The sequence below is a fragment of the Olsenella uli genome (genome assembly GCF_901212675.1).
Classification (GTDB): Bacteria; Actinomycetota; Coriobacteriia; order Coriobacteriales; family Atopobiaceae; genus Parolsenella; species Parolsenella uli_B.
On the sequence record NZ_CAAKOQ010000041.1, the window covers coordinates 1 to 25666 of the forward strand.

The window sequence follows — 25666 nt, forward strand, 5'->3', positions numbered from 1 at the left end:
GTGCAAAACGAACACGTCCCCAAATGACCCATTAGCGGCGCTGCTCGTCGATCTGGATCTCGAAGTAGTCCCAGCGCTTGTACATTTCGGTGTACTCGGCCACCTGGTCGCCCTCGAGCGTGGTGAGGTGGGTCTTGTAGATGCACGGTTCGTCAGCCGAGAGGCCCAGGAGCTCCGCCACGCGCGCAGGCGCCCCCTTGAGCACCCGCAGCACCTCGCTCGACGCCTCGCGCGAGAGGTGCAGCCCAAAGTCTCCCTTGAAGCGCTGGTAGATGGACTCGTAGTAGCCGGGCTTCACGTCCGGGCGGACGTAGCGCGCGGGGATGTGCGAGACGTGCATCTGGTAGGCAACGCCGTCGAAGGCGCGCACGCGCTCGATGTCGTAGTAGGCCTCGTCGTCGGCAAGGCCCAGGCGCGCCACCACGTCGTCGGAGCGCCCGTCGCCCTCGCGGCGCTCGAGGGCCACCACCCGCACGGTCTCCACGCCGTCCTTGCCCGTGAACACCTCGTTCTCGCTCAAAAGCACGCTCCGCTTCTTGCGCGAGCGCGAGACGAACGTGCCCTTGCCCTGGTAGCGCACGAGCAGCCCCTCGGAGACGAGGTCGTTCACCGCGTGGATCACGGTGATGGAGCTCGCGCCAAAGCGGTCGATGAGCTCGGTGTTGCTGTAGAACTTGTCGCCGTACTCGAACTTGCCGCTCTCGAGCTCCTCGAGCAGTGCCGTCTTGATCTGCAGGTACTTAGGCGTTCCCATGGAGCTCCCTAGATGAGGCCAAAGTGGGCAAGGGCATGGGCGATGCCGCCCTTGTCGACGTCGTCGGTGATGTAGTCTGCCGCGACCTTGGCCTCGGGCGTGCCGTTGCCCATGGCCACGCCCGTCCCCACGTACTCGAGCATCGTCGTGTCGTTGCCGCCGTCGCCAAAGGCGATGGCCTCCTCGCGCGTGAGGCCCAGGTGGTCGAGGGTGGCCTGGACGCCTCTGGACTTGCTGCTCTCGGCGGGGATCACGTCGCAGAACAGGTCGCTCCAGCGGGCGATGATGCAGTCGGGCATGAGCTCGCGCACCCGGTCGTCGCGCTCGGGCGGGACGAAGGCGCAGAACTGGTAGCAGGGTTCCTCGAGCACGCGGCCAAAGTCGCCCGCCGGGAAGGTGGTTCCCACGAGCCTCTCCAGCTCGGCAATCTTCTCGCTGTGGCGGTTCGAGATAACGCGGTCGCGCATGAGGGCGAGGGCGTCGAAGCGACCCTCGGCCACATGCGCGCAGAAGCGCTCCTTGGACGCGCGGTGCATGGGCGTCTCGTGGAAGACGCCGCCCCCGTCGTAGCAGAGCGAACCCGACAGGGTCACGTACACGTCGAACGCGTCCTCGAGCCCGGGAAAGCCACCCGTGATGCACGGCGGCAGCTGCGCGGGCGAGCGGCCGGAGGCAATGGCCAGGGTGACGCCGCGGCGGCGCAGCTCGATCAGGGCGTCGCGCGTGTCCTGCGGGATGCGGTGGCCCGTCCTGTCGCTGATGAGCGTGCCGTCTATGTCGAAGAACGCAACCTTGATCAAGATGCCTCCCGGCGCGGGTTCGTTAAAGCACTTTTTCACATAGTATACATATTTAGCTTTACCAGCAGAATTCAGCCTTGGGATCCCAATTCCTCATCCGCGCTAAGCTTCTAGTCTAGTAATAAAAAGCAATGAGCTTTCATGGACTCATTGAGGAAAGCGAGTTGAGAAAGGGACGGCTCCACTCATGCACATATTGTTCGTAGAGGACGACCCCATCATCACCTCGGCGCTCTCGGAGCTGCTCGAGGCGGAGGGCTACGACGTCGACACCTGCGCCACGCAGGACGAGGCCATCGCGCGCGCCACTGGAGCCGGCAGCCGCCCCTTTGACCTGGCGTTGCTCGACGTGACGCTCGCCCAGGGCAACGGATTCGCCGTCTGCAACGCCATCAAGCAGGCCTCCCCCAGCACGCCGGTCATCTTCCTCACCGCGTCGGGCGACGAGTTCAACACCGTGACCGGCCTCACCATGGGCGCCGACGACTACGTGGCCAAGCCCTTCCGCCCGCGCGAGCTCATGGCCCGCATCGCGGGCGTGCTCCGGCGCTCGCGCCCCGAGCAGCGAAGCATCGCGCTGGGCCCACTCGCCATCGACCCCTCGCGCGCCCGCGTCACGCGGAGCGGCGAGGAGCTCGCGCTCTCGGCCCTCGAGTACCGGCTGCTTCTGCTCTTCGCCACCAACCCCGGCAAGCTCGTGACCCGCGACATGGTGCGCGAAGCCCTCTGGGAGGACGCCGGCGCCTACATCGAGGAGAACACGCTCTCGGTCTACGTGAAGCGCCTGCGCGACAAGATCGAGGACGACCCGGCGCACCCCCGGCTCATCGTCACCGTGCGGAGCCTTGGCTACAAGAGCTGCGAGTAGGGCGGGACTGCCATGCTGTTTCGCAACAGGGAGCTGAGGCGGGCCCTGCTCGGTGCCGCTGCCGTCGTCGTGGTCGTGGCGGTTGCGGCCGGCTGGCTGGTGGGACGGGTCGTGTGGAGCGGCTCCCGCACGGAGGCGGCGCTCGTGGCCTGCGCTGCGGTGGCCGTCTGCGGGCTTGCGCTCGTGGCGCTCTTCGCGGCCGTCACGGGGCGACGCTACCGCGCGCTTGCCCGCATGGCCGAGCGCGTTGACGAGGCGCTGTACGACGACCGTGCGCCCAACCTCTCCGACATGCACGAGGGCGAGCTCGCGATCCTCGCGAGCGAGGTCGACAAGGCCCTCACGCGCCTCACCATCACGGCCGAGGAGCTCGCGGGCGAGAAGGCCTCGCTCGCAGACTCGTTGGCAGACATATCGCACCAGCTCAGAACGCCGCTCACCTCGCTTGGCCTCACACTGGGGCTTGCCCGCAAGGAGGCGGGTCCGGACGCGCACGCCCAGCTCCTGGGGCGCCTGCGCACGAGCGAGCAGCTCCTCTCCCAGGTGCAGTGGCTCGTCGAGGCCCTGCTCAAGCTCGCGCGCATCGACGCGGGCGCCGTGCGGCTGCGCCGGACGCACGTGGACGCCTCACGACTCGTCGACGCGGCAGCGGCCCCGCTCGCCATCCCCTTCGACCTCACCGACGTGCGGCTCGAGCGCCGCGTGCAGGCGGGCGCGGGCTTCACGGGCGACGAGGCGTGGTGCGCCGAGGCCCTCGAGAACGTGCTCAAGAACTGCCTCGAGCACACGCCGGCGGGCGGACGCGTGCGTGTCGAGGCAACCGAGGACGCCGTCGCCTGCCGCATCAGCGTGAGCGACACGGGCCCGGGCATCGCCGAGGCCGACCTTCCGCACGTCTTCGAGCGCTTCTACCGCGGCAGGGCGGCAGGCGCGACGGGCGCGGGGACGAGCGAGGTCAACCCCACGGGCGTGGGCATCGGCCTCTCGCTCGCGCAGAGCCTCGTCACCGCGCAGGACGGCCGCATCACGGCCGGCAACGTCCGTGACGCAGCCGGGCGCGTCACCGGCGCCCGCTTCGACCTCACCTTCTTCAAGACCGTGGTGTAGGGACGGCAATACCAGCATGCCCAGAGCCAAGGCCCGGTGGCGCGGAAAAGTGACGGGACCGTCACGGACGGGTCAGGCTGAAGCAAGGCTGAGCGTGCACTATGGTTGTCAGACCCGTAGGCGCCCAGACTCGGCGGTGTCCGGCGGGTCCCCCGACACGCCCCCAGGCCCACACCCGAAGGGACCCGCCATGGATATCCTCAGCGCAGAGCACCTCACCAAGGTCTACGGCACCGGCGAGCAGGCCGTCCGCGCCCTCGACAACGTCTCGCTCTCGATCGCAGCCGGCGAGTTCGTGGCCATCATCGGCTCGTCGGGCTCGGGCAAGTCGACGCTCATGCACCTGCTCGGCGGCGTCGACCGGCCCACCGAGGGTACCGTCTACCTCAACGGCGAGGACATCTACGCCCGTTCCGACGAGCAGCTCGCGGTGTTCCGCCGCCGCGAGGTGGGTCTCGTCTACCAGTTCTACAACCTCATCCCCGTGCTCGACGTGGAAGAGAACATGACGCTGCCGGTGCTGCTCGACGGCCGCAAGGTCAACCAGAGGCGCCTCGAGATGCTCGTTGACTCCCTGGGCCTGCGCGGCCGCGAGCACCACCTGCCCAACCAGCTCTCGGGTGGCCAGCAGCAGCGCGTGGCCATTGGGCGCGCCCTCATGAACGCGCCGGCCATCGTGCTTGCCGACGAGCCCACGGGCAACCTCGACTCCAAGAACTCCGCCGAGATCATGGCCCTCCTGCGTGCGAGCAACCGGCAGCTGGGCCAGACGCTCGTGGTCATCACGCACGACGAGGACATCGCCCTCACTGCCGATCGCGTCGTCGCCATCGAAGACGGCTGCATCGCCAGCGACGAGCGGCGCGGCGGCAGGCGCTTCGCGAGCGTGGCTGCCACGGCGCCCGCGGGCCACGCCGGCATGCCGGAGGGCCCGCGGGCCGGCTCCGAGCTGGGCGCACGCCTGCGTGCGAGTACGGCGGGCACGGCGGCAGCGCCCGCGGACGCCCCCGCCCCGCGCGAGGAGGCCTAGCCATGGGCATCCTCACCCGCTTCACGCTGCGCACGCTCGCGAGGAACCGGGCCCGCACGCTCGCCACCATCATCGGCATCGCGCTCTCGTGCACGCTCGTCACGGCCATCTTCACCACCGTCACCTCCATCGGCGGCGGTCTCCTCCAGCACACGCTCGAGGCCGACGGCTCCTGGCAGGTCACAAGCCCTCGCGTCTCGGAGGCAAAGCTCGCCCAGCTTGCCAACAACAGCCACGTCACCGACCTGGCAGTGGGCCGCGAGCTTGGCAGCGCCCAGCTCTCCGGCGACCTCGCCAACACCCTGGGCACCTTCCTCACGGTCAAGTCGCTCCCCGTTACGGCAAGGGGCGACGCCCAGGCCGTGGGCACCAGGTACACGGGAAACGTGGGCCTCGCGCAGGCCCCCGCGATCAGCGCGGGCCGGCTTCCCGAGACCGCCGACGAGATCGCGCTGCCCCAGGGCATGCGCACCCTCACGCCCTCCGGCACGGGCATCTCGGCAGACGCCCCCATCGACCTGGGCTCCACCGTGACGCTCGAACTGGGAGACCGCATCTTCACCGATGACGAGACGGGCGCCACCTCGACCCTCTCGGTCATGGACTCCCACGCCACGGCCGAGAACGGCTGGGACACGGGCACCGAGGCGCTCGAGAACCTTCGCACGCGCACCTACACCGTGGTGGGGTTCTTCGCACCCGACAACTACTCTGCGTACTTTGGCAACTACGAGGCCTCGGCCGCCGGCACGGTCGCCCTCACCGGGCCCTCGCCCGCAGGCACCGCCGAGGGCTTCGCCGCGCCCTACCTCAGCACGGACTTCACGAGCTACGACGACCTCGAGGGCTGGGCGAACACGCTGCTCGCCGGCTCGGTGGCCTCGCGCAAGGGAGGCTCTGCCGCGGGCACCTCCCAGGTCGACCCTGACTCCGCCGGCTACCTGCTGCACAACGACCTGCTCCGCTACCAGGGCATGACCGACGATCGCGCCATCTGGAGCACCCTCTGGACGCTTGCCGCCATCCTCACGGCCGTGGTGATGGTCGCCTCCGCCTCGCTCATCTACACGAGCTTCGCCATCTCGGTGACCGAGCGCATGCGCCAGTTTGGCCTGCTCTCGGGCATCGGGGCCAGCAGGCGGCAGCTGAGGCACACCGTCCTGGCCGAGGCTCTCGTGCTGGGTTGTGTGGGCATCCCGCTGGGGCTTGCCCTCGGCATCGCCGGCACGGCAGCGACCCTCTCGCTCACGCAGGACGGTTTCGCGGCAATCCTGGGCACCGAGATCGGCATCACCCTCGTGGTGCAACCGCAGGTCATCGCCCTGGCCGCGCTCATCGCCCTCGTGACCCTGCTCGTCTCGGCCTGGATACCGGCGGCGCGGGCCGGGCGCGTGAGCACCGTCGACGCCATCCGCCAGACGCGCACGGTGCGCGAGCGCGGCCTTGCGAGGCTGCTCCGCCGCTGGCGGGGGCGGGGTGGCCCCGGCAGTCGCCTCTCGCTCGCCCTCTTTGGCGTCTCGGGCCTCGTGGCGCATCGCAACCTCACGCGCTCGAGCTCGCGAGGGCGCATCGTGGTTGTGTCGCTCGCCGTCTCCGTGGCGCTCGTCATCGTCTGCGGCGCCGTGGACGCCTACCTGCAGCCCATCGCGGGCCTCACGGGCTCCGACGCAGCCCGGGAGCTCGACGCGGATATCGCCGTCTCCGCCAACGCCAAGGACGGCGACGACGCGGCCACCTTCGCGGAGCGGTTCCAGTGCTTCGCGAGCGAGGCCTCGGCCGTCGAGGGCGCCACCCAGCGCGGCACCTTCCTGTCCGGTTACACGGGCATCGTGATCCCAGCGCGCGCCCTCGACGCGGGCGCGATCGGCGAGATGAAGAACGTGAGCGGCTTCTCGGATGACTGGGCGGGAGGCGGGGGCGCCTCCGCGAGTTCCCAGTCGCCCTACGCCGAAAACGGCGACTACACGGGCTCGGCCACGGTCTACTACATCGACGACGCCAGCTGGGCCGCCTACGTGGGCGAGCTGGGGCTCGACGCCTCCCAGCTCTCAGACCCCGCCCACCCCAGGGCCATCGCGCTCAACGTGTACCGCAGCGACAACGGCCAGCGCTACCTTGACCTTGCGCCCTTCTCGGAGGCAACCACGCTCGACGCCTACCGCACCGTGGACGCAGGCCTGCCCGTACGCGACGGATACGTGCCCCTCGGCATCTTCGAGGACACGAGCGGCCAGCCCGTGGTGCGCTACTTCAAGCTCGCCGACGACAGGGGCGCCAATCTCGCACAGGACGATAACGGCTCCTTCGTCTACGAGGACGTCCCCGTGGCCGAGGCCGGCCTCACGCCCCAGCCCATCGAGGTCGCCGCGCTTGCAGACCGCGTGCCCGACGTCCTTGCCTCGGCGGGAGCCGTGGGGTCGTTTCCCTCCCTCGTCATGCCCATGAGCGCCCTCGCGAAGACGTCGCGCGCCTCGGGCGGCACCGTGAACGTCGCCCACGGCCAGCTCTACCTGGGCGCAACCGACCCGGACGCGACCGAGCGGGACGTGAACGCCCTCGCGAGCCTGACGCTGCCCAGCGGGGACGGGGCAATGCGGACCTACGTCTACAACATCGCCGCCGACCGGCAGGCCAACGTCGACGGCGGCAACCTCGTCAAGCTGTTCACACTGCTCTTCAGCGTCATCACGATGCTCATCGCACTGGCCAACGTGTTCAACACACTCACCAACTCGATCATCCTGCGCACGCGCGAGTTTGCCGTGCTCAGGAGCGCCGGCATGGGCGAGCGGGCCTTCGTGCGCATGATCGCCTACGAGTGCGTGAGCTACGCCTGGCGCGGGCTGCTCGGCGGGCTGGTCCTGGGCCTGGGCGTGTCGTGGGCCATGTGGCAATCGATGCAGTACTCGTTCGCGGGCCTTGGCATGGCCATCCCCTGGCCCTACATCGGGGCAGCCGCCGCGGGGGCGCTGCTCGTGCTGGGGCTCTCGGTGCTCTATGCCCTGCGCCGCACGCACCGGCAGAACCTCGTCGAGGCGCTGCGCATGGAGTCCTAGCGGCCACGTTCCCACGTGCAGGCGCCGGGCCATCTCTGCCACGCCGCGACCTTGCAGACAAGACTCCGCGATCCTCTGACCAGCCCCCGACGGAGCAGCGCCTTTCGCGGATTGCCCCTCCGGCCAGGGCCGCCGGACCCAAGTTATCAGATAGCCTCAAGCAACCGACCGCCGACGAGAGGGAGACCCCATGAGACTCGGCAAACGCCATCATCACGAGAGCGACCCCGCAGGCGAGCCCGTCGGCATCGAGGGCCTGAGCCTGGACGACACGAGCGACGCGGATGCGGACCAGGGCGGTGCCCCCGCCAAGGGCGACACCGCAGGCCGCGAGCTTCCCCCGGGCGTGCCCGACCTCGAGGTGCTCCATCCCAACCCCTACCTGCCGGGAGGCGTCGCTGCCATAGGCGGGGGCACGGATGCCACGACGCAGCTCGACCCCGCCGAGCAGGAGGCCTACGCCCAGCTCAAGCGCATGCGCGCCGAGCGGCGCAGGAAGCGCCTCATCAAGCGCGGCATCGCGGCCGGCATCGTCGTGGTCCTCGCGGCGGGCTTCCTCGTCTGGCGAAACGTCTCCGCCACGCAGGCCGTCCCGACGGTGCAGGTAGTGACGCAGCCGGTCACGCGCGGCCCCTTCACCTCCAAGGTCACGGGGTCGGGCTCGATCAAGCCCATCTCCTCGACCGTGGTCTCGCCCGTCATCGACGGCACCATCGAGAGCGTGAACGTGGTGACCGGCCAGCAGGTGGCCGCGGGCGACGTCCTGTTCACCATCAAGAACGACGACCTCGACCGCGCCGTCTCGGAGGCCGAGCGTACCGTGCGCAGCGCCCAGTCGGCGCTCGACCAGGCAAAGCGCGGCGTCTCCCAGGCAAACCAGCAGCTGAAGGATGCCAAGAGCACCAAGGCCACGGCCGAGAGGGCCGCCAAACAGGCGCAGTCGGCCGCAGCGTCGGCCCCCGGCGCGCAGGCGGCGCCCGTTGACACCTCGTCTGCCAAGGAGGCCGTCAGCTCCGCCGAGCAGGCCGTCTCGGCCGCCAACGAGCAGGTCGAGAGCGCCCAGACCCAGCTCGAGGCCGCCAACGACAGCCTCGCGAAGGCCAGGGAGCAGGCCGACCAGCGCACTGTGCGCGCACCCGTGGCCGGGAGCGTCATCGAGCTCAACGCGCAGCCGGGCGCCGCGCTCGGGCAGCTTGGCGCGACGGCGGCGCAGGGCGGCGGCTCCGGCGCACTCTGCCAGATCGCCGACCTCTCGCAGATGACCGTGACGGTGCAGATTGGCGAGGCGGACATCAACAAGGTGGCCGTCGACCAGAAGGGCACGGCCACGTTCTCCGCCGTCACCGGCGCCTCGCTCGAGGCCACCGTGCGCTCCATCGCCACCACGAGCTCGTCCGACGCCTCCGCAGGCTACGGCTATGGCGGGGGCGGCGGGGTGACCTACGCCGTCGACCTCGTGATTCCCGCGCCCGACCCACGCCTCAAGCCCGGCATGACGGCCGACGTGAGCATTGTCACGCAGTCGATTGACTCCGCGCTCATCGTGCCCAGCGCGGCCGTCACCGACCTGGGCGACGGGACCGGCACACTGTCCGTGGAGGACGACGCCGAGACACACGAGGGGCACGAGGTGCTCGTGAGGGTGCTTGCCACCAACGGCTCCGAGACGGCCGTCGAGCCCACGGCAGGGAGCCTGCTCGCCGAGGGCGAGAACGTCATCGTCTCGGGCGCCGAGGCAGCGAGCATCTCGGGCGGCGACGGCGCCGCGGATGCGGGCGGCTCCTCCGGCGCGTCCGGCTCCTCCGGCGCGTCCGGCTCCTCCGGCCCGTCCGGCGGCGGCTGGACCGAATACGACGAGAGCGGCAACGTGACCAGCGCCGGCGGATCGGCACAGGTGGACTAGCCATGCCCGTCATCGACATCCAGGGCATCCACCGCATCTTCGAGACGGGTGCCGGCCTCAACCACGTGCTGCGCGGCGTCACCCTCACGGTGGAGAAGGGCGAGTTCGTCGCCATCATGGGGCCATCGGGCTCGGGTAAGTCCACCCTCATGAACATCCTGGGGCTCCTCGACACGCCCACCACCGGCACCTACCGCCTCGAGGGCCTCGACGTCTCCAAGCTCTCCGATGACGACCTCTCCTTCGTGCGCGGCCGGCGCATCGGCTTCGTGTTCCAGAGCTTCAACCTGCTGCCCAGGGCCACGGCACTGCGCAACGTGATGCTGCCGCTCGCCTACGGCGGCGTGCCGCAGCGCGAGCGCGAGCCGCGCGCGGTGGCGGCCCTCTCGGCCGTGGGCCTGCCGGTCGACCACTGGGACCACAAGACCAACGAGCTCTCGGGCGGCCAGATGCAGCGCGTGGCCATCGCGCGCGCCCTCGTGTGCGACCCGGCCATCATCCTGGCCGACGAGCCCACCGGAAACCTCGACTCCCAGACGGGCGAGATGGTGCTCCAGACCTTCGAGCGGCTTCGCGACCGGGGCAAGACCATCGTGCTCATCACGCATGACCCCGGCGTGGCCGACCGCGCCGACCGTGCTGTCCACATCCTCGACGGCCGCCTCGAGGCAGGCGCCCTCACGGCCGCCACCCGCGTGGGCGGCACGCTGGCCAAGCCCGATGTGCCGACCAAGCCCTCGCTCGCCACCCTCCCGGAGGTGATGTGACATGACCCCGCGCGACCTCGCCTCCGAGACCGCGAGCGCCCTCGACGCCAACCGCGGCCGCAGCCTGCTCACGGTGCTCGGCATCGTCATCGGCATCGCCGCCGTCATCGCCATGACCTCGCTCATCGGCGGCATCCGCAACTCGCTCGTGGGCGAGCTGGGCCTCGACGCCGCCCGGCGCATCAACATCTACACCCCGTACACCATGGACGAGGACGACGTGGAGGCCCTCGCCACGGCGCTTCCCGACTACGAGTTCGTGACCGGCGCCTACATGGGCAGCATCGACGCCTCGGCGCCCGACGGGCAGCTCATGCTCACGGTCTCCGGCGGCGACGACAACTACCTCAGGGCGGACGGCATCAAGGTCGTTCGCGGCCGCGCCTGGAGCGCCGAGGAGGCCGCCGGCGCCGCCCAGGTGGCCCTCGTCACGCAGAACGTGATGCGCCAGCTCTTCGGCAACCCGGACGCCGACCCCACGGGCAAGTCCATCAAGATGGGCTCCTCGAGCTACACCATCGTGGGCGTGGTGGAGGACACCTCCATGATGAGCTCGGGTGACGGCTACGGCAACGCCTGGGTGCCGCCCAAGACCGCCAAGGACCGCCTCGGCATGGGGCGGTTTGGCCTCAACAGCGTCGTCGGCTTCGCGCGCGAGGGCGTCGACGTGGAGGCGCTCGTGGAGAGGACCAAGGCCCAGCTCGCCAAGATGGGCGGTATCCCAGAGGACCAGGTGGATGACACCATCTACGTGGGCTCGATGAAGTCCGTCATCGACTCGCTCAACAACTACATGAACTCGTTCTCGCTCATGATGGGCTCCGTTGCCGGCATATCGCTGCTGGTAGGAGGCATCGGCATCATGAACATGATGCTCACCAACGTCACCGAGCGCATCCGCGAGATCGGCCTCAGGCGCGCACTGGGCGCCACGCGCGGTGACATCACGGCGCAGTTCCTCTGGGAGTCCATCGCCATCTCCGTGGCGGGCGGCATCATCGGCGTGGCCATAGGGTACGGGGGCAGCTGGGCGCTCGCCTACCTGGCCAGCACGAGTGGCCTTCTCGGGACGATGGGGGCCTCCTCGAACGTCACGCCGGCGGTCTCGCTCGACGCAGTGGGCATCGCCACGGGCATCTGCGTACTCATCGGCCTCGTCTTTGGCTACTACCCCGCGCGCCGTGCCGCCCGGCTCGACCCGGTGGAGGCGCTCCGCTACCAGTAGAATGTCGTGCGGACATATTCGCGCATATCGAAAGGGCACTCCCATGAGGGTCTCTGCCAGAGACCAGCTCAAGGGCACCATCACGTCGGTCACGAGGGTGCCGTGAACGACATCGGAGCCATCAGCCTGGGCGCCGGCGACGCCGTCGTGAAGGCCGACATCACCAACGAGGCCATCGACGCGCTGGGGCCCAGAGACGGCATGACGGCCGTCGCCATCGTCAAGGTGACCGACGTCATCGTGGACGTGGAGTAGCGCGCCGACATCCCGGCGTTCCGGGCAACGGACTGCGGCGCGGCGCTCGTGCCGCGCATGCCTCGCGACCAGCCTCGCATACGCACGGGAAGAGGGCCTCGTCCAGCTCGGACGAAGCCCTCTTGTGTGACGCTATGTCGGCAGCCCTTTCGAGGGCCACCAAAGGCTCTTTGACCGCAGCCCTAGTCGCTCGTGGCGGCCAGGCTCGTGGCGTCCAGGCCCGCGTCGCCCGCGCCGCGCGTGGAGGCAGAGCCTGAGCCGCCGGCCGAGCCCCACGAGTGCGTGGCGCTCGGCAGCTCCATATGCTCGCGCTCCGTGCGCTCGGGGATGACACCCTTCCCCTTGGTGAAGGTCAGCTTGCCGTCCTCGCCCACGTCGACGAGCACGATGTCGCCCGCCTTCCACGTGCCCTCGAGCAGCTGCTCGGCCAGCGGGTCCTCCACGTGCGTCTGGATGGCACGACGCAGCGGGCGGGCGCCGTAGACCGGGTCGGTGCCCTCCTTGGCCAGCAGGTCCTTAGCGGCGTCCGTGAGCTCGATGGACATGCCCTGCCCGATGAGGCGGTTGCGCAGCTCGCGCACCATGAGGTCCACGATGCCGCGAATCTGGCCCTTCGAGAGTGCCTCGAACACCACGATCTCGTCCACACGGTTGAGGAACTCAGGGCGGAACAGGCGCTTGAGCTCGCCCATCGCGCGACTCTTGATCTCCTTGTCGGAGAGCTGGCCGGACCCCGCGCCAAAGCCCATCGCACCGGGTTTGGCGATCTCGCGCGCGCCCACGTTGGACGTCATGATGATGACGGTGTTGGAGAAGTCGACCTTGCGTCCCTGGCCGTCCGTGAGCCTGCCCTCGTCCAGGATCTGGAGCAGCAGGTTGAAGACGTCCGGGTGGGCCTTCTCGATCTCGTCGAAGAGCACCACGGAGTACGGACGGCGCCGCACGGCCTTGGTGAGCTCGCCGCCCTCGTCGTAGCCCACGTATCCGGGAGGGGCGCCCACGAGCTTGCTCACGGCGAACTTCTCCATGAACTCGCTCATGTCAAAGGTGATGAGCGCCTCCACGGAGCCAAAGAGGAACTCGGCGAGGCTCTTGGCCAGCTCGGTCTTGCCCACGCCCGACGGGCCCAGGAAGATGAACGAGCCGCCGGGGCGACGCGGGTCCTTGAGCGGCGAGCGGCTGCGGCGGATGGCGCGCGCCACGGCGCTCACGGCCTCGTCCTGGCCGATGACGCGCTGGTGCAGCACGCTCTCGCAGCGCAGGAGCTTGGAGGCCTCGGCCTCGGAGAGGTTGGAGACCGGCACGCCCGTGATAGAGGAGACCACGTCGGCGATGGCATCGGCGTCGACGGTCACCACGTTCGCGTCGAGGCGCTTGTGCCAGGCGTCCTCGAGCTCGCTCCTCTTGGCAACGAGCTCCTTCTCACGGTCGCGGAGCTTGGCGGCCTCCTCGAACTCCTGGGCGTCGGCCGCCTTCTGCTTGTCGGCGCGGACGCTGGCCAGCTGCTCGTCGACCTCGGCGATCTCGGGCGGCAGCACCATGTTGTGCACGCGCGTACGGGCGCCCGCCTCGTCGATGACGTCGATGGCCTTGTCCGGCAGGAAGCGGTCCTGGATGTAGCGGTCGGAGAGCGTGACGGCGGCCTCGAGTGCGGCGTCGGTGTAGCGCACGTGGTGGTGCTTCTCGTAGCGGTCCTGCAGGCCGTGGATGATGGCCAGCGTGTCGGCGATGCTGGGCTCGTTGACGTTCACCGGCTGGAAGCGGCGCTCGAGCGCGGAGTCCTTCTCGATGTGCTTGCGGTACTCGTCGGCCGTCGTGGCGCCGATGACCTGGATCTCGCCGCGCGACAGGGGCGGCTTGAGGATGCTGGCGGCGTCGATGGAGCCCTCCGCCGAGCCCGCGCCGATGATGGTGTGGATCTCGTCGATGAAGAGGATGACGTCGCCGGACTTCTGCACCTCGGCGATGACCTTCTTGAGACGGTCCTCGAACTCGCCGCGGTACTTGGAGCCGGCCACGAGCGCGGCCACGTCAAGCGTCCAGATCTGCTTGTTGCGCAGCATGTCGGGCACGGTGCCCGCCGCGATGAGCTGGGCCAGGCCCTCGACGACGGCCGTCTTGCCCACGCCCGGGTCACCCAGGATGAGCGGGTTGTTCTTCTGGCGGCGCGCCAGCACCTGCATGACGCGCTCCACCTCACGGTCGCGGCCGATCACGGGGTCGAGCTTGCCCTCGGCGGCAAGCGAGGTGAGGTTGCGGCCGTACCGCTCGAGCATGGAGGAGTCGTCCGCGGGGGCGGACTGCTGGCGGGCCGGGCCAACCGTCACGCCGTCCGGCCCGATGCGAACCTCCTGCACCTGTGGCGCGGAGTCGGCGGGCTTGTTCTTGTCGATGAGCTCGTTCACGGCGTTGCGCACCGCGTCGCCGGAGACGCCCAGGCGGCTGAGCGTCTCCATGGCCACGCCGTTGCCCTCGCGCACGATGCCCAGCAGCAGGTGCTCGGTGGAGATGTAGGTGGCGCCGCGGCTCATGGTCTCGCGGTAGGCACCCTCGAGCACGCGCTTGGCCCTGGGCGTGAAGGGGATGTGGCCGCCCGGCACGGGCTCGCTCGCGCGCTCGGTGACCTCCTTCACGGCCTCGACCGCCTCGTCGTAGGTGACGTCGAGCTTGGCCAGGGCCTGTGCGGCGATGCCGTCGCCCTCCTTGATGAGCGCGAGCAGGAGGTGCTCGGTGCCCACGTACATCTGGCCGAGGTTTCTCGCCTCGTCCTGGGCAAGGCTCATGACCTTGCGGGCCTTGTCGGTAAACTTGTCGAACATGCGGGGTTCCCCCTTATTGCAGCATGGCGGACCCCGGAGGGCCCGCCATGCTTCCTGCGTCATCGCGCGGAGCGGGCTTTCCTTGCAGGATACCCCTCTCCAAGGTAGGAATTACGCGACACCGCGTAACTAGCAGAGCTTGGCGCCGGCGGGGATGCGGTCGTCGACCATGAGCAGGTTGAGGCGCTCGTCCTCGCCCTCCTCGTGCACGGCGCTGATGAGCATGCCGCAGCTGGCAATGCCCATCATCTTGCGCGGCGGCAGGTTCACGATGGCCACGAGCGTCTTGCCCACGAGGTCCTCGGGCTCGTAGTAGGCGTGGATGCCCGAGAGGATCGTGCGATCGGAGCCCGTGCCGTCGTCGAGCGTGAACTGCAGCAGCTTCTTGCTCTTGGGCACGGCCACGCAGTCGAGCACCTTGACCACGCGGAAGTCACTCTTGCAGAAGGTGTCGAAGTCCACGAGGTCGGCGAGCTGTGGCTCCACGTGCACCTTGCTGTAGTCGATCGTGGGCAGCTTGGGCTGGAGCACGCCCGTGGCGGCACCCGTGGCCGCGGCCTCGGCGGCCTTCGCCTCGGCGGCGCCGGAGACCTGGCCGCGCTCGGGCTTCATGTGCGGGAACAGCAGCACGTCGCGGATGGACGCCTGGTTGGTGAGCAGCATCACCACGCGGTCGATGCCGATGCCGATGCCACCCGCCGGCGGCATGCCGTACTCGAGCGCGCGCACGTAGTCGGCGTCGAACTGCATGGCCTCGTCGTCGCCGGCGTCGCGCTCGGCGATCTCGGCGTGGAAGCGGTCGGCCTGGTCGACAGGGTCGTTGAGCTCGGAGAAGGCGTTGGCGTACTCGTGGCCGGCGATGACCAGCTCGAAGCGGTGCGTGAGGCGTGGGTCGTCCTCGAAGCGCTTGGCGAGCGGCGACACCTCGACCGGGTAGTCCACCACGAACGTGGGGTTCACGAGCGAGGGCTCACCGATCTCGTCATAGAGCTCGGCGATGAGCTTGCCGGTGCCCCACTCGGGCTTGACCTCGATCTTGTGGGCAGCGCAGAGCTCGCGCAGGTGCTCGATGTCGGTGTCGAGGTCGACCTCCTCGCCCAGGGCGTTGGAAACCACCTTGGTCATGGGGATGGAGGGCCAGGTGCCGGACAGGTCGATCGTGGTGCCCTGGTACTCGATCTGCTCCGAGTCGTTCACACGGGCGTTCGCGGCCTTGATGACGCCCTCGGCCAGCTGCTTCATGCCGTCGAGGTCGCTGTAGGCGCGGTAGGCCTCCATCGTGGTGAACTCGGGGTTGTGGGTCTGGTCCATGCCCTCGTTCCTGAAGATGCGGCCGATCTCGAACACGGCCTCGTAGCCGCCCACGAGCAGGCGCTTGAGCGGCAGCTCGGTGGCGATGCGCAGGAAGCACTCCTGGTCGAGCGCGTTGAAGTGCGTGATGAAGGGCTTGGCCGTGGCGCCGCCCTGGATGGTCTGGAGAACCGGCGTCTCCACCTCCATGTAGGAGTTGTCCTCCATGTAGCGGCGGAACTCGCTCACGATGGCAGAGCGCTTGCGGAACGTCTCGCGCACGTCATCGTTGACGATGAGGTCGACGTAGCGCTGGCGGTAGCGGGTCTCCTTGTCCGAGAGGCCGTGGAACTTCTCGGGCAGCGGGCGGATGGACTTGGAGAGCAGGCGCACCTTGGTGGGTGCCAGCGAGAGCTCTCCGCGACGGGTGCGCATCATGGTGCCGGTGGCCTCCACGATGTCGCCCAGGTCGAGCGCACGCAGGGCGGCCATACCGTCCTCGCCCATGTTGTCGATGCGGCAGAAGAGCTGCATCGTGGCCGTGGGGTCCTGGAGCACAACGAAGGCCACCTTGCCCTGGCCACGCTTGGCGCGGATGCGGCCGGCGACCGTGTGGACGGTGGCCTCGGGGTCGTCGCCCTCGGCAAGCTGCTCGTAGCGGGCAAGCAGCTCGTCGACGTGGGTCGTCACGTTGCTGTGCTCGGGATAGGGCTCCTGACCCGCGTCGATGAGGGCCTGGCGACGGGCGAGGCGGTGGGTGCGCTCGTCTGCCGCGGCGTCGGGCGTGGCGGCGATGTTCTGCTCGGACATGGGATGCTCCTTCGTGCGCCGGGACGGCGCGCTGGGTTGGAAACGGGGTGGGGCCCTCGCGGTGCGGCCGTCAGAGGGGACGGGCCGGGCCCGTGGGGACGCTCAAGAAAAGCGCCCCTCTCGCGCTTGGCGCGGGCGGGGCGCAGACCGTGCGGTTCGCTCGCGCCCTAGCGCGAGATCTTGGTGATGACGTAGGAGCGCGTGGCGCCAGACGGGCTCGTGACCTCCACGACGTCGCCCTTCTCGTGGCCCATGAGGGCGGCACCGACGGGGCTTTCGTTGGAGATCTTGTGCTCGAGGGAGTTGGTCTCCGTGGTGCCCACGATGGTGAAGGCGACCTTCTTGTCCTTGCCCTGCTCCTGGATCTCGACGGTGCAGCCGATGGAAACGGCGAGCGCGTGGCCGGCAGCCTCGGAGATCTTGGCGGTGGAGAGGATCTTGCGAATCTCGGCGATACGGGAGGCGTTCTTGGACTGCTCCTCCTTGGCGTCATCGTACTCGGAGTTCTCCGAGAGGTCGCCAAAGTCGCGGGCGACCTTGATGCGCTCGATGATCTCTGCCTCGTGGTCGCCCTCGCGCCAGGAAAGCTCGTCGACGAGCTTCTGGCGGCCTTCGGGGGTGAGGATAATCTCAGTCTCTGCCATGGTTCGCTTTCTGCCTCATGAGTGTATCGATAGCCTGAAGACCGGCCTCGGCGCGATGCCAAGCCCGGTCATGAAGACGCGCTCGCCGGTTGGGGCGGGCGCGCGGGTGACGCTAGTCCAGCTTGGCGCCGCACTTCTTGCAGAAGTGGTTCTCGGGCGGGTTGACGGTGCCGCACTTGCCGCAGAACTTTTCGCCGGAGGTGCTGGCGTCGGCGTCGCTGTCCGGGTCGGCGATGGGGGCGTCCTCGACGTCGGCGTCGTCGTTGTGCTCGACCACGACGTCCTTGGCCTCGGCGTCCTCACCCTTGGCGCCGTCCTGGGCCTCGTCCATGCCCTCGCGGATGCCCTTGACCGTCTTGCCAAGCGACTTGCCGAGCTTCGGGAGGTTTTTGGGGCCAAAGATGACCAGGACGATGATGAGGATGAAGATGAGCTCGGGAGCTCCAAGACCAAAAATCATGTGCGTTCCTCTCCCAGTGGCCCCAGGGGGCGTGTTCGCAATTGCGTCTGTACGCGGCCTCTGCGCCGGTGCAAGCACATGAGTATACTAGCCCCAGCGCCAAAACGCATCGGGCACATTTGCCCGATGCGGCCGCCTCCGTGCAATCTCTACCTCTGCATCATACCCACGCCCGCGCCGTCGCTCTCATGTCGATGCGCATCGTTGCCGAATCCCCAAGGAGCCGCATGGCCGTAGCCGTCCTGGCACTCGTCGCCCTCACCGTCCTTGGCGTGTGCGTGCACTTCCTGGCCATGGCCATCCTGCGCCGGCGTGGCATCACGGTCACGCGCGCCCGCTTTGGCCTCGCGCTGCTGTTCGACACCACCGACGCCGACGGCACGCCCGTGCGCATGCTCAACGTGGGCGGGGCGTTCCAGAGCGCGGCCTACATCCCCGGGAACCTGCAGGACGAGCTTGCCTGCGAGTACCAGCGCGAGCAGGGACGCATCGTCTCCGAGCTGCCGAGGCTGCGCGACGCCGTGGTGATCGGCGGGGGGGGCTTCTCGTTCCCGCGCTGGCTGGCCACGCACCTGGCGCCCGTGCGCGTCATCGCCGTAGAGGTTGACCCCAAGATCATCGAGATCGCACGCGAGAGCTTTGGCCTGGCGCGGGTGGAGCGCGAGCTGGCTGGGACCGGGCGGCTCTCCGTGGTGTGCGCGGACGGCTGGGAGTGGCTGCGCGGGCGGAAGGCGCCGGCGGACCTCATCGTGAACGAGGCGTTCACGGGGTCGCGGCCGCTGGGCCCACTTGCCACCGAGGAGGGCGCGCGGCTTGTGCACGAGCACCTGGCAGAGGAGGGCAGCTACCTCGCCACGCTGCGCTTTCCCTTGGAGGGGCGGGCGTCTCACCCGATGTACGAGACGCTGGCGGCCTTCTCGCGAGAGTTCGGCCACGTGTGGCTCGTGCCCGAATTTTCCGACGAGCCGCGCCATCGTGGCAACAACACCCTGGTAGCGAGCGATTGCGACCTCGTGGCAGCAGGCTGCACGCCCCTTGCCGGCCACGAGTGGCAAGGCTAGGGTCGGCGGTTCCGTCTCATTCGCGGGCAGCCCGCCTCAAGCGCCACAAGTCGAGGCAGCACGTCGCACGGCAACAAAAAGAGGCCGCCGGAACTTGTCCGACGGCCTCTTCGCATCCATGGTCGGGTTGACTGGATTTGAACCAGCGACCTCTCGGTCCCGAACCGAGCGCTCTACCAAGCTGAGCCACAACCCGAAGCGAATGAGAATAATAGCAGACTTGCCGCCCTACGCCAACAACTTTCTTTCTTCCGTATGATTTGTCACATGGGACCGGTCGAAACCGGGCCCATGTGACAAATCATACGGAAGAAAGTGTGACAGTGGACCAGGAGCGCCAGCCGCGGGAACGGGCGGCGGCGGCAATGCGGTCGGCGTCCTCCACGCTCTCGCAGAGGGCGAAAGAACACGCGCCCGAGCCTGTGACCTGCGATCCCAGCACGCCATCCTGCCTCGCAAGCCACGCGGCGGCCCTTCCCACCTCGCCGCAGAGCGAGCAGGCCGCAGGAGCCAGGTTGTTGCGAAGCTCGCGGGCCATGGCACGCATGTCGCCCAAGGCAAGCGCCTCGCACACGCGCTTGTAACCAGCAGGCGCCTCGCCCATGCGGTCGAACTCGGCATAGGCCTCGGGCGTGGAGCCACCCTCCGCCGCGGGCATCACGAGCGCAAGCGGTGCCTCGAAGCCGGGAAACGTGCGCTCGAGCCTGTCTCCCGCTCCGCGATACAGGCCGGGCATGGGGTCGAGGAAGAAGGCGACGTCGGCACCCACCCGCCGGGCCACGCCAATCACGCGCTCGTCGAGCACGTCGGTGCCCCAGCGCAGCGCGAGAAGCCGCAGCACGGCGCCCGCATCGGCAGACGAGCCGCCCAGACCGGCCCGCTCGGGAATGGACGCCCGCACGTCGATGCGCACGCACGGCTCGACGCCCAGCTCGCGCGCCAAAAGCGTAGCCGCGCGCCATACGGTGGTCTCCTCGGGCGTCACCTCGAGCGCCGGCGAGTGGCGCACCTCGAGCGCTGGCGCGTCGGTGACCTCGATGGTGTCAAAGAGGGCGACGGGCACCATCACGGAGTCGACGCGGTGGTAGCCACGCGCGTCGCGCCCGAAGTGAACGCCGAGGTAGAGATTGACCTTGCAGGGGGTCTCGAGCACCTGGATGCCAGAGACGCGTGAGGAGGCGCCGGCCACGCAGATGCCTAGTCGAGGGGCTCTGCGGGGGCGCAGTCGAAGAGGCGCTCGCCCGTCTCGTTGTCGAAGAGCTCGACGGTGCCCGTGAGCACATCAACGTACTGATAGCTCTGGCGAGCCGTGCGACCGCGGCGCTCGTCGACCTCCACCACGAACAGCGACGGGTGGGCCTGGACGAGGGTACCCGTGCGCTCCACGATGCGCGAGCGGCCCATGTTGGCCTTCACCTTGATGCGCTCGCCCTGCATGCCTTCGAGCTTCTCGCGAATCTCGTCGACCTTGTTGACTGCCGGAACTTCGTTCTCCATGCCACGCTCTCTATCCCGACCGCAGCCATGCGGGCCCACCCGACCGGGCAGGCTCGTGCACATGGGCAGAATGCGGCCATCGTGTATTCATGCGAACGAACATCGTACTGTGCCGCAAGACGTCCCACAAGGCCCGGCAAGGGGAATGCACAATGACAACCAATTCCAAGCCCTCGGGGCTCGACCTCGAGCGCGCCGATTGCGCGCGGGCACTGTCGTAAAACGTTGCAGAGATGACCGAATTCTTTCGGAAAACGTTGCAGCAGGTCGCATAGAATACGAGAAAACGTTGCAGCAACATGCCTTATACTCAGCTATAACGTTACAAATACCTGGTAGGAGCCTATATGCTGCAACGGAAGGAACTCAAGGCCCTCGAGGCTTGGAAAGACGCCCCTTCGCACAAGGCGCTCATGCTTACTGGCGCACGTCAGATCGGCAAGACCACCCTTGTTCGGGAGTTTGCCAAAAGGCACTATGGCTCCTTTGCGGAGCTCAACTTCCTCTTGGACCCGGCAGCGTCATCCGTCTTTGATGGGTCGCTCGACGCGGATACGCTTGTCGCCAACCTCACCGCATATCTCAGGCAGCCGCTCAAACCCAAGGAGACGCTCGTTCTACTCGATGAGATACAGGAGTGCCCCCGCGCCCGGACGGCCATTAAGTTCCTCGTCGAAGACGGGCGGTTCGACTACATCGAAACCGGTTCCCTGCTGGGCGTACGCAACAGGGAGGTTCCCTCCTATCCCGTCGGCTTTGAAGAGCAGCGACACATGTACCCGTTGGACTTCGAGGAGTTCTGCCTCGCAGCCGGCGTACAGCCACAGACCATAGACTTCCTGCGCTCGCATTACGAGGACCGCACCCCCGTCTCGGAGTCCGTCCATGCGACCATGATGCAGCTGTTCCTGGCGTATGTCGTCATAGGAGGCATGCCCGAAGTGGTCCAGCGCTTTGTCGACACGAGCGACGTCGCCCAGGCCCTGAAGATCCAGCGTGACATCCTCGACCTCTATCGTCAGGACATTGCCAAATACGCCGCCGAAAGGGACAAGACGAAGGTACGGGCGATCTTTGACGCCATACCCTCGCAACTCGACGACAGGAATCGAAGGTTCGTCCTCGCCGACCTCGCCAAGTCGGCACGACAGAATCGTTATGAGAGCAGTTTCCTTTGGCTCACGGACGCGGGCGTCGCACTCCCTTGCTACAACGTAACCTCCCCCGTCGCTCCGCTTGCCGCCAGTGAGAAGCGCAATCTCTTCAAGCTGTTCCTCAATGACGTGGGCCTACTGTGCGCAAGCTCCCTCGAAAACGTCCAGTTCGACATCCTGCAGGGCAACCTCGACGTCAACCTGGGAAGCATCGCCGAGAACGTGATAGCGCAGGAGCTTGTCGCGCATGGGTTTTGGCTGCACTACTTTAACGGCAAGCGAACGGGCGAGGTTGACTTCGTCGTTCAGTCCGGACGCACCTGCCTGCCCATCGAGGTCAAGTCCGGAGCGGACTGGCAGAGGCACCCCGCCATCAACAACCTCTTGGCCACGGAGGAATGGGGCCTCGAGGAGGGCGTCGTGCTTTGCAAGGGCAATGTTGAGAAAGACGGCAAGATCACGTACCTGCCGCTCTACATGGTCATGTTCCTCGAACCTGAGGGCCTGCCCGCATCCATGCCATTCAAGGTCGACCTCTCCAGGCTTTGACGGGGAGGGCCGCGCGAACACGGCGGACTCATCTCGTTCGACACACAAAAGACGGGCGGCCGAAACCCGAAGGTTCCGACCGCCCGATTGCCCTTGTGGGCGCATATGCCAAGCGACTCGGCAGGATTCGTTAGTACAGGCCCTCGCACAGCGACAGCGCCTCGTCGTCGGCGACCACGACGCAGTTGGCGTGCAGCTGCAGGATCGAGGCCGGGCAGCTCGGGGCAACCGGGCCAAAGCACATGTCATGGACGGCCTGGGCCTTGTTCTTGCCGTTGGCGACCATGAGGACCATGCGCGCGTTCATGATGGTCTGCACGCCCATCGTGTAGGCCTGGCGCGGCACGTCCTCCTCCTTCTCGAACAGGCGGCTGTTGGCCTCGATGGTGCTCTCCGTGAGGTCGACGCAGTGCGTGCCCTTGGAGAACGCGTCGGCCGGCTCGTTGAAGCCGATGTGGCCGTTGCGGCCGATGCCAAGGAGCTGCAGGTCGGGATAGCCGGCGTCGGCGACCATCTTGTCGTAGGCCTTGCAGGCGGCCTCGGCGTCGGGATTGGCACCGTCGGGCACGTGCGTGTTGGCCAGGTCGATGTTGATGCCGGAGAAGAACTCCTTGTTCATGAAGTAGTGGTAGCTCTGCGGGTCCTCGTGGGTGAGGCCGCGGTACTCGTCGAGGTTGTAGGTCTTGACCTGCGAGAAGTCGACGTCGCCCTTCTTGTACCAGTCGATGAGCTGGTGGTAGGCCCCGATGGGCGTGGTGCCGGTGGCAAGGCCCAGCACGCAGTCGGGCTTGAGGATGACCTGGGCAGAGATGATGTTGGCGGCCTTGCGGCTCATGTCCGCATAGTCCTTGGCGTGGATGATCTTCATGGCGCGTCCCTTCTCTGAGACACCGGAGGCGTCTTGCCCCGGCGTGCGGCCCGCGTCGGCCGCAACCAACGTGTGGCGGCCACCTGGGCGAGGTCGCGCAGCTATAAAGTTATGTCCCGTCGTGTCGGGGCCCCAGCCCGTCCACGCCGACCCGGAACCTCGCCCCGAGCACCCCCATTCTAGCGTCGGCCGGGGGTGCCGGGAAGTGGTCGGGAAAAGCCCTTACACGAGCTGGCGGGCGAGGTCCTGCAGCGCGTGGAAACGGTGCGAGATGGCGTTCTTCTCCTCGGGCTCGAGGTCGGCCATGGAGCGGCCGGGGGTGTCGTCGGGCCAGAACAGCGGGTCGTAGCCAAAGCCGTGCGTGCCCTCGGGCTCGTAGCCGATCTTGCCATGGCAGTCGCCCTCGCCGGTGAGGATGGTACCGTCCGGACGCAGCAGCACCACGCTGGAGTGGAAGTGCGCACCGCGCTTGTCCTCGGGCACGTCGGCCATCTCGCGCATCATCTTGGCATTGTTGCGCGCGTCGTCACCGTGCACGCCGGCCCAGCGCGCACTCATGATGCCCGGCTCGCCGCCGAGCGCGTCGACCACGAGACCCGAGTCGTCCGCGACGGACGTGAGGCCCGTCTCGTCGAGGGCAGCCTGCGCCTTGATGATGGCGTTCTCGGTGAAGGTGTCGCCGTTCTCCACCGGGTCGGGGAAGTCTCCCAGCTCGCCCAGGGCGTAGAACGTGGTGCCGGGCATGACCGGCTTGAGGATGGCCTCGATCTCGGTCACCTTGTGGGCGTTGCCCGTGGCGACGACGACGGTGGTCGCGGGGTCGAGCGTCTTGTAGTCAACCTTTGGCATGGCGGTTCCCTTCGTTGCATGGGTTGTCTTGTGTCGTGTTTGGATGGCGGACGGCTTGGGCGAGGCGGACGCCGGGCGAGCGAGACACAACGACACGCATGCCCGCCAAGCGGCCCGGACTTACGCCGAGAAGCCCGTGACCTCGTCCTGGAGCGCGCAGAGCCGCTTGATGGCGGCCTCGCCCATGTCGAGCAGCTCGTCGAGCTGGCCGCGGGAGAGCGTGGAGCGCTCGCCGGTTCCCTGGACCTCCACGATGCCGCCCTCGCCCGTCCCCACGAGGTTGAGGTCCACGTCGGCGTGGCTGTCCTCGGGATAGTCGAGGTCGAGCAGGGGGACGCCGCCCACGATGCCGGCCGAGATGGCCGCCACCTGGCCGGTGAGCGGCAGGCGCCTCATCTTGCCAAGCTCCACGAAGCGCATGAGCGCGTCGTGCAGGGCCACCCAGCCGCCCGTGACGCTGGCCGTGCGGGTGCCGCCGTCGGCCTGGATTACGTCGCAGTCGACCGTGACGGTGAACTCGCCCAGGTGGTCGAGGTCGCACACGGCGCGCAGGCTCCGTCCCACAAGGCGCTCGATCTCCATGGAGCGGCCCTTGCGCCCCTTGTACTCGCGCTTGGTGCGCGTGGAGGTGGAGGCGGGTAGCATCGCGTACTCGGCCGTCACCCAGCCCTTGCGCGTGGCGCGGCGCCAGGCGGGCACGCCCTCCTCGACGGTCGCCGTGCACATGACGCGCGTGTCGCCAAACTCGGCCAGGCACGACCCGTGCGCGTTCTTCATGACGTCGCGCGTGAGGGTGACCTTGCGCATCTGGTCCGCCGCGCGGCCGGCGGGACGGCGCTCCGGAATCTCGATGTCTGCCATATGGCTCCTGCCTTCCTACTCGTCGGCCAGGGCCTCGAGGGTCTCGAGCTCTATGTGCTCGATCGAGTCGAGCGGGTGGCCAAAGATGAACTTGCCCGCGACGGCAAACGACGTGATGTCGTCCGAGGTGGTGGCGAAGCGGTACTTGGGCTCGCCGCCGGCTCCCAGGTCCGGCGCCTCGGGGTCCGCGAGCTCTCCCCTGCGGGCCAAGATCTCGCTCACCTCGCGCGCGCACTCCTCGGCCGAGCTCACCGTGCGCACGCCCGGGCCCAGCGCCTCGCCGATCTCGTGGGCGAGCAGCGGGAAGTGTGTGCAGCCCAGGACCACCGTGTCGACGCCCTTGCCCAGAAGCGGCGCCACGTTGGCGCATGCCAGCTCGCGCACCTCGGACGTGTCGAAGACGCCCTTGTTGGCCATCCAGTCCTCGTGCAGGTGCGCCCCGCTCGCAAGCTCGCGCTCCACGTAGTCGACGAAGCTGCCGGCCGCGCTCTGCGACACCTGGACGCCCGCGTCGAGGTTGTGGATGGCGCGCTCGTAGGCGCCCGACGCCACGGTGCCCGCCGTGGCGAGCACGCCCACCCTGCGGGTGCGCGTGGCTTGGATCGCGGCGCGCGCACCCGGCTCGATGACACCGATGACCGGCACCTTGAGGGCCTTCTGGATGACGTCGAGGCCGGCCGCCGTGGCCGTGTTGCAGGCGATGACCACGAGCTTGACGTCGTGGCTCTCGAGCCAGCGGCCCACCTGGCGCACAAAGAGGCGCACCTCGGCCTGGGGGCGCGGGCCATAGGGGCAGCGCTTGGTGTCGCCCACGTAGTAGATGGGCTCGGCGGGCAGGCGGCGCGCGATGGCGCGCGCGACCGTGAGGCCGCCCAGGCCGGAGTCGAAGATGCCGATGGGCTTGCTGCTGATGGGGTCGATGCCCTCGGAGGCGGACGGGAGGACGGCGGCGGTTGGGTCGAAGCCGTCTGTTGGCACGTTCGATGACATGTGTCTCCGCCTCCGTTGCGGCGCGGAAGTGCCGCGCCCGATCCCCTGC

The 25666-nt window shown here is 68.2% G+C and carries 21 protein-coding genes, 1 tRNA gene and 1 pseudogene; 10 read left to right on the top strand and 13 right to left on the bottom strand.

What is annotated here, in order from left to right; genetic code table 11:
• Positions 1–31: 31 nt before the first annotated feature.
• Entirely contained in the window at positions 32–754 is a 723-nt protein-coding gene (locus tag EFAMC1_RS06235) for a GntR family transcriptional regulator (RefSeq protein WP_154053449.1), read from the bottom strand.
• An 8-nt stretch (positions 755–762) separates the two neighbouring features.
• Positions 763–1554 (bottom strand): Cof-type HAD-IIB family hydrolase, encoded by a 792-nt coding sequence (locus tag EFAMC1_RS06240; protein ID WP_187324584.1) that lies wholly within the window; start codon positions 1552–1554, stop codon positions 763–765.
• Between the two features lie 187 nt (positions 1555–1741).
• On the opposite strand from EFAMC1_RS06240, the gene EFAMC1_RS06245 reads away from it, so the two are divergent.
• From EFAMC1_RS06245 to EFAMC1_RS06280, 8 genes and pseudogenes are all read left to right on the top strand, one after another.
• Entirely contained in the window at positions 1742–2422 is a 681-nt protein-coding gene (locus EFAMC1_RS06245) for a response regulator transcription factor (protein ID WP_154053451.1), read from the top strand.
• Positions 2423–2434: 12 nt separating this feature from the next.
• Positions 2435–3529, top strand: a complete 1095-nt coding sequence (locus EFAMC1_RS06250) for a sensor histidine kinase (RefSeq protein WP_261981802.1) — start codon at positions 2435–2437, stop codon at positions 3527–3529.
• 190 nt (positions 3530–3719) lie between these two features.
• Positions 3720–4394: pseudogene (locus tag EFAMC1_RS06255) on the top strand (ABC transporter ATP-binding protein); the annotation flags it as partial.
• Between the two features lie 167 nt (positions 4395–4561).
• Positions 4562–7615 (top strand): ABC transporter permease, encoded by a 3054-nt coding sequence (locus EFAMC1_RS06260; protein ID WP_154053453.1) that lies wholly within the window; start codon positions 4562–4564, stop codon positions 7613–7615.
• A gap of 190 nt (positions 7616–7805) precedes the next feature.
• Positions 7806–9518 (top strand): efflux RND transporter periplasmic adaptor subunit, encoded by a 1713-nt coding sequence (locus EFAMC1_RS06265; protein ID WP_154053454.1) that lies wholly within the window; start codon positions 7806–7808, stop codon positions 9516–9518.
• Positions 9519–9520: 2 nt separating this feature from the next.
• A complete protein-coding gene (locus EFAMC1_RS06270; RefSeq protein WP_154053455.1) occupies positions 9521–10285 on the top strand; it encodes an ABC transporter ATP-binding protein in 765 nt (254 codons plus the stop codon).
• Between the two features lies 1 nt (position 10286).
• On the top strand, positions 10287–11510 hold the full coding sequence (locus EFAMC1_RS06275) for an ABC transporter permease (RefSeq protein WP_154053456.1): 1224 nt from the start codon (positions 10287–10289) through the stop codon (positions 11508–11510).
• A gap of 102 nt (positions 11511–11612) precedes the next feature.
• Positions 11613–11765 (top strand): hypothetical protein, encoded by a 153-nt coding sequence (locus EFAMC1_RS06280; protein ID WP_187324585.1) that lies wholly within the window; start codon positions 11613–11615, stop codon positions 11763–11765.
• A gap of 182 nt (positions 11766–11947) precedes the next feature.
• On the opposite strand, the gene EFAMC1_RS06285 is transcribed toward EFAMC1_RS06280, so the two are convergent.
• The 4 genes from EFAMC1_RS06285 to tatA all read right to left on the bottom strand — a co-directional run bounded on the left by EFAMC1_RS06285 (position 11948) and on the right by tatA (position 17788).
• The gene (locus EFAMC1_RS06285) at positions 11948–14584 is read right to left on the bottom strand and encodes an ATP-dependent Clp protease ATP-binding subunit (protein ID WP_154053457.1); all 2637 of its coding nucleotides are present in this window, start codon (positions 14582–14584) and stop codon (positions 11948–11950) included.
• 129 nt (positions 14585–14713) lie between these two features.
• Positions 14714–16684, bottom strand: a complete 1971-nt coding sequence (gene lysS, locus EFAMC1_RS06290; RefSeq protein WP_154053458.1) for a lysine--tRNA ligase — start codon at positions 16682–16684, stop codon at positions 14714–14716.
• Between the two features lie 167 nt (positions 16685–16851).
• On the bottom strand, positions 16852–17328 hold the full coding sequence (gene greA / locus EFAMC1_RS06295; RefSeq protein WP_154053459.1) for a transcription elongation factor GreA: 477 nt from the start codon (positions 17326–17328) through the stop codon (positions 16852–16854).
• A gap of 112 nt (positions 17329–17440) precedes the next feature.
• Complete coding sequence (gene tatA / locus EFAMC1_RS06300) at positions 17441–17788, bottom strand: twin-arginine translocase TatA/TatE family subunit (RefSeq protein ID WP_154053460.1); 348 nt, start codon at positions 17786–17788, stop codon at positions 17441–17443.
• Positions 17789–18015: 227 nt separating this feature from the next.
• Here tatA and EFAMC1_RS06305 point away from each other — a divergent pair, with 227 nt between their 5' ends.
• Positions 18016–18849 carry a spermidine synthase gene (locus EFAMC1_RS06305; protein WP_154053461.1) on the top strand — a complete coding sequence of 278 codons (834 nt, stop codon included), beginning with the start codon at positions 18016–18018 and terminating at the stop codon, positions 18847–18849.
• A 119-nt stretch (positions 18850–18968) separates the two neighbouring features.
• Here the strand turns inward: EFAMC1_RS06305 and EFAMC1_RS06310 are convergent.
• The 3 genes from EFAMC1_RS06310 to EFAMC1_RS06320 all read right to left on the bottom strand — a co-directional run bounded on the left by EFAMC1_RS06310 (position 18969) and on the right by EFAMC1_RS06320 (position 20346).
• Positions 18969–19045: transfer RNA gene (locus tag EFAMC1_RS06310), tRNA-Pro, on the bottom strand.
• 105 nt (positions 19046–19150) lie between these two features.
• Positions 19151–20038 (bottom strand): 4-(cytidine 5'-diphospho)-2-C-methyl-D-erythritol kinase, encoded by an 888-nt coding sequence (locus EFAMC1_RS06315; protein ID WP_154053462.1) that lies wholly within the window; start codon positions 20036–20038, stop codon positions 19151–19153.
• Positions 20039–20046: 8 nt separating this feature from the next.
• Complete coding sequence (locus EFAMC1_RS06320) at positions 20047–20346, bottom strand: Veg family protein (protein WP_154053463.1); 300 nt, start codon at positions 20344–20346, stop codon at positions 20047–20049.
• Between the two features lie 347 nt (positions 20347–20693).
• Here EFAMC1_RS06320 and EFAMC1_RS06325 point away from each other — a divergent pair, with 347 nt between their 5' ends.
• The gene (locus EFAMC1_RS06325) at positions 20694–22049 is read left to right on the top strand and encodes an ATP-binding protein (protein WP_154053464.1); all 1356 of its coding nucleotides are present in this window, start codon (positions 20694–20696) and stop codon (positions 22047–22049) included.
• A 130-nt stretch (positions 22050–22179) separates the two neighbouring features.
• On the opposite strand, the gene nagB is transcribed toward EFAMC1_RS06325, so the two are convergent.
• From nagB to murI, 4 genes are all read right to left on the bottom strand, one after another.
• A complete protein-coding gene (nagB, locus tag EFAMC1_RS06330; protein WP_154053465.1) occupies positions 22180–22917 on the bottom strand; it encodes a glucosamine-6-phosphate deaminase in 738 nt (245 codons plus the stop codon).
• A gap of 222 nt (positions 22918–23139) precedes the next feature.
• The gene (gene rdgB / locus EFAMC1_RS06335; protein WP_154053466.1) at positions 23140–23766 is read right to left on the bottom strand and encodes an RdgB/HAM1 family non-canonical purine NTP pyrophosphatase; all 627 of its coding nucleotides are present in this window, start codon (positions 23764–23766) and stop codon (positions 23140–23142) included.
• 120 nt (positions 23767–23886) lie between these two features.
• Positions 23887–24627, bottom strand: coding sequence for a ribonuclease PH (gene rph / locus EFAMC1_RS06340; RefSeq protein ID WP_154053467.1), 741 nt, complete (start codon positions 24625–24627; stop codon positions 23887–23889).
• Positions 24628–24642: 15 nt separating this feature from the next.
• A complete protein-coding gene (gene murI, locus EFAMC1_RS06345) occupies positions 24643–25617 on the bottom strand; it encodes a glutamate racemase (protein WP_154053468.1) in 975 nt (324 codons plus the stop codon).
• Positions 25618–25666: the final 49 nt, after the last annotated feature.

Coding starts and splice junctions, on each gene's coding strand:
- EFAMC1_RS06275 (WP_154053456.1), top strand. CDS start 10,287: ATGACCCCGCGCGACCTCGCCTCCGAGACCGCGAGCGCCCTCGACGCC.
- tatA (WP_154053460.1), bottom strand. CDS start 17,788: ATGATTTTTGGTCTTGGAGCTCCCGAGCTCATCTTCATCCTCATCATC.
- rph (WP_154053467.1), bottom strand. CDS start 24,627: ATGGCAGACATCGAGATTCCGGAGCGCCGTCCCGCCGGCCGCGCGGCG.
- EFAMC1_RS06305 (WP_154053461.1), top strand. CDS start 18,016: ATGGCCGTAGCCGTCCTGGCACTCGTCGCCCTCACCGTCCTTGGCGTG.
- murI (WP_154053468.1), bottom strand. CDS start 25,617: ATGTCATCGAACGTGCCAACAGACGGCTTCGACCCAACCGCCGCCGTC.
- EFAMC1_RS06270 (WP_154053455.1), top strand. CDS start 9,521: ATGCCCGTCATCGACATCCAGGGCATCCACCGCATCTTCGAGACGGGT.
- EFAMC1_RS06250 (WP_261981802.1), top strand. CDS start 2,435: ATGCTGTTTCGCAACAGGGAGCTGAGGCGGGCCCTGCTCGGTGCCGCT.
- EFAMC1_RS06320 (WP_154053463.1), bottom strand. CDS start 20,346: ATGGAGAACGAAGTTCCGGCAGTCAACAAGGTCGACGAGATTCGCGAG.
- EFAMC1_RS06265 (WP_154053454.1), top strand. CDS start 7,806: ATGAGACTCGGCAAACGCCATCATCACGAGAGCGACCCCGCAGGCGAG.
- EFAMC1_RS06285 (WP_154053457.1), bottom strand. CDS start 14,584: ATGTTCGACAAGTTTACCGACAAGGCCCGCAAGGTCATGAGCCTTGCC.
- nagB (WP_154053465.1), bottom strand. CDS start 22,917: ATGAAGATCATCCACGCCAAGGACTATGCGGACATGAGCCGCAAGGCC.
- rdgB (WP_154053466.1), bottom strand. CDS start 23,766: ATGCCAAAGGTTGACTACAAGACGCTCGACCCCGCGACCACCGTCGTC.
- EFAMC1_RS06245 (WP_154053451.1), top strand. CDS start 1,742: ATGCACATATTGTTCGTAGAGGACGACCCCATCATCACCTCGGCGCTC.
- EFAMC1_RS06260 (WP_154053453.1), top strand. CDS start 4,562: ATGGGCATCCTCACCCGCTTCACGCTGCGCACGCTCGCGAGGAACCGG.
- EFAMC1_RS06235 (WP_154053449.1), bottom strand. CDS start 754: ATGGGAACGCCTAAGTACCTGCAGATCAAGACGGCACTGCTCGAGGAG.
- greA (WP_154053459.1), bottom strand. CDS start 17,328: ATGGCAGAGACTGAGATTATCCTCACCCCCGAAGGCCGCCAGAAGCTC.
- EFAMC1_RS06325 (WP_154053464.1), top strand. CDS start 20,694: ATGCTGCAACGGAAGGAACTCAAGGCCCTCGAGGCTTGGAAAGACGCC.
- lysS (WP_154053458.1), bottom strand. CDS start 16,684: ATGTCCGAGCAGAACATCGCCGCCACGCCCGACGCCGCGGCAGACGAG.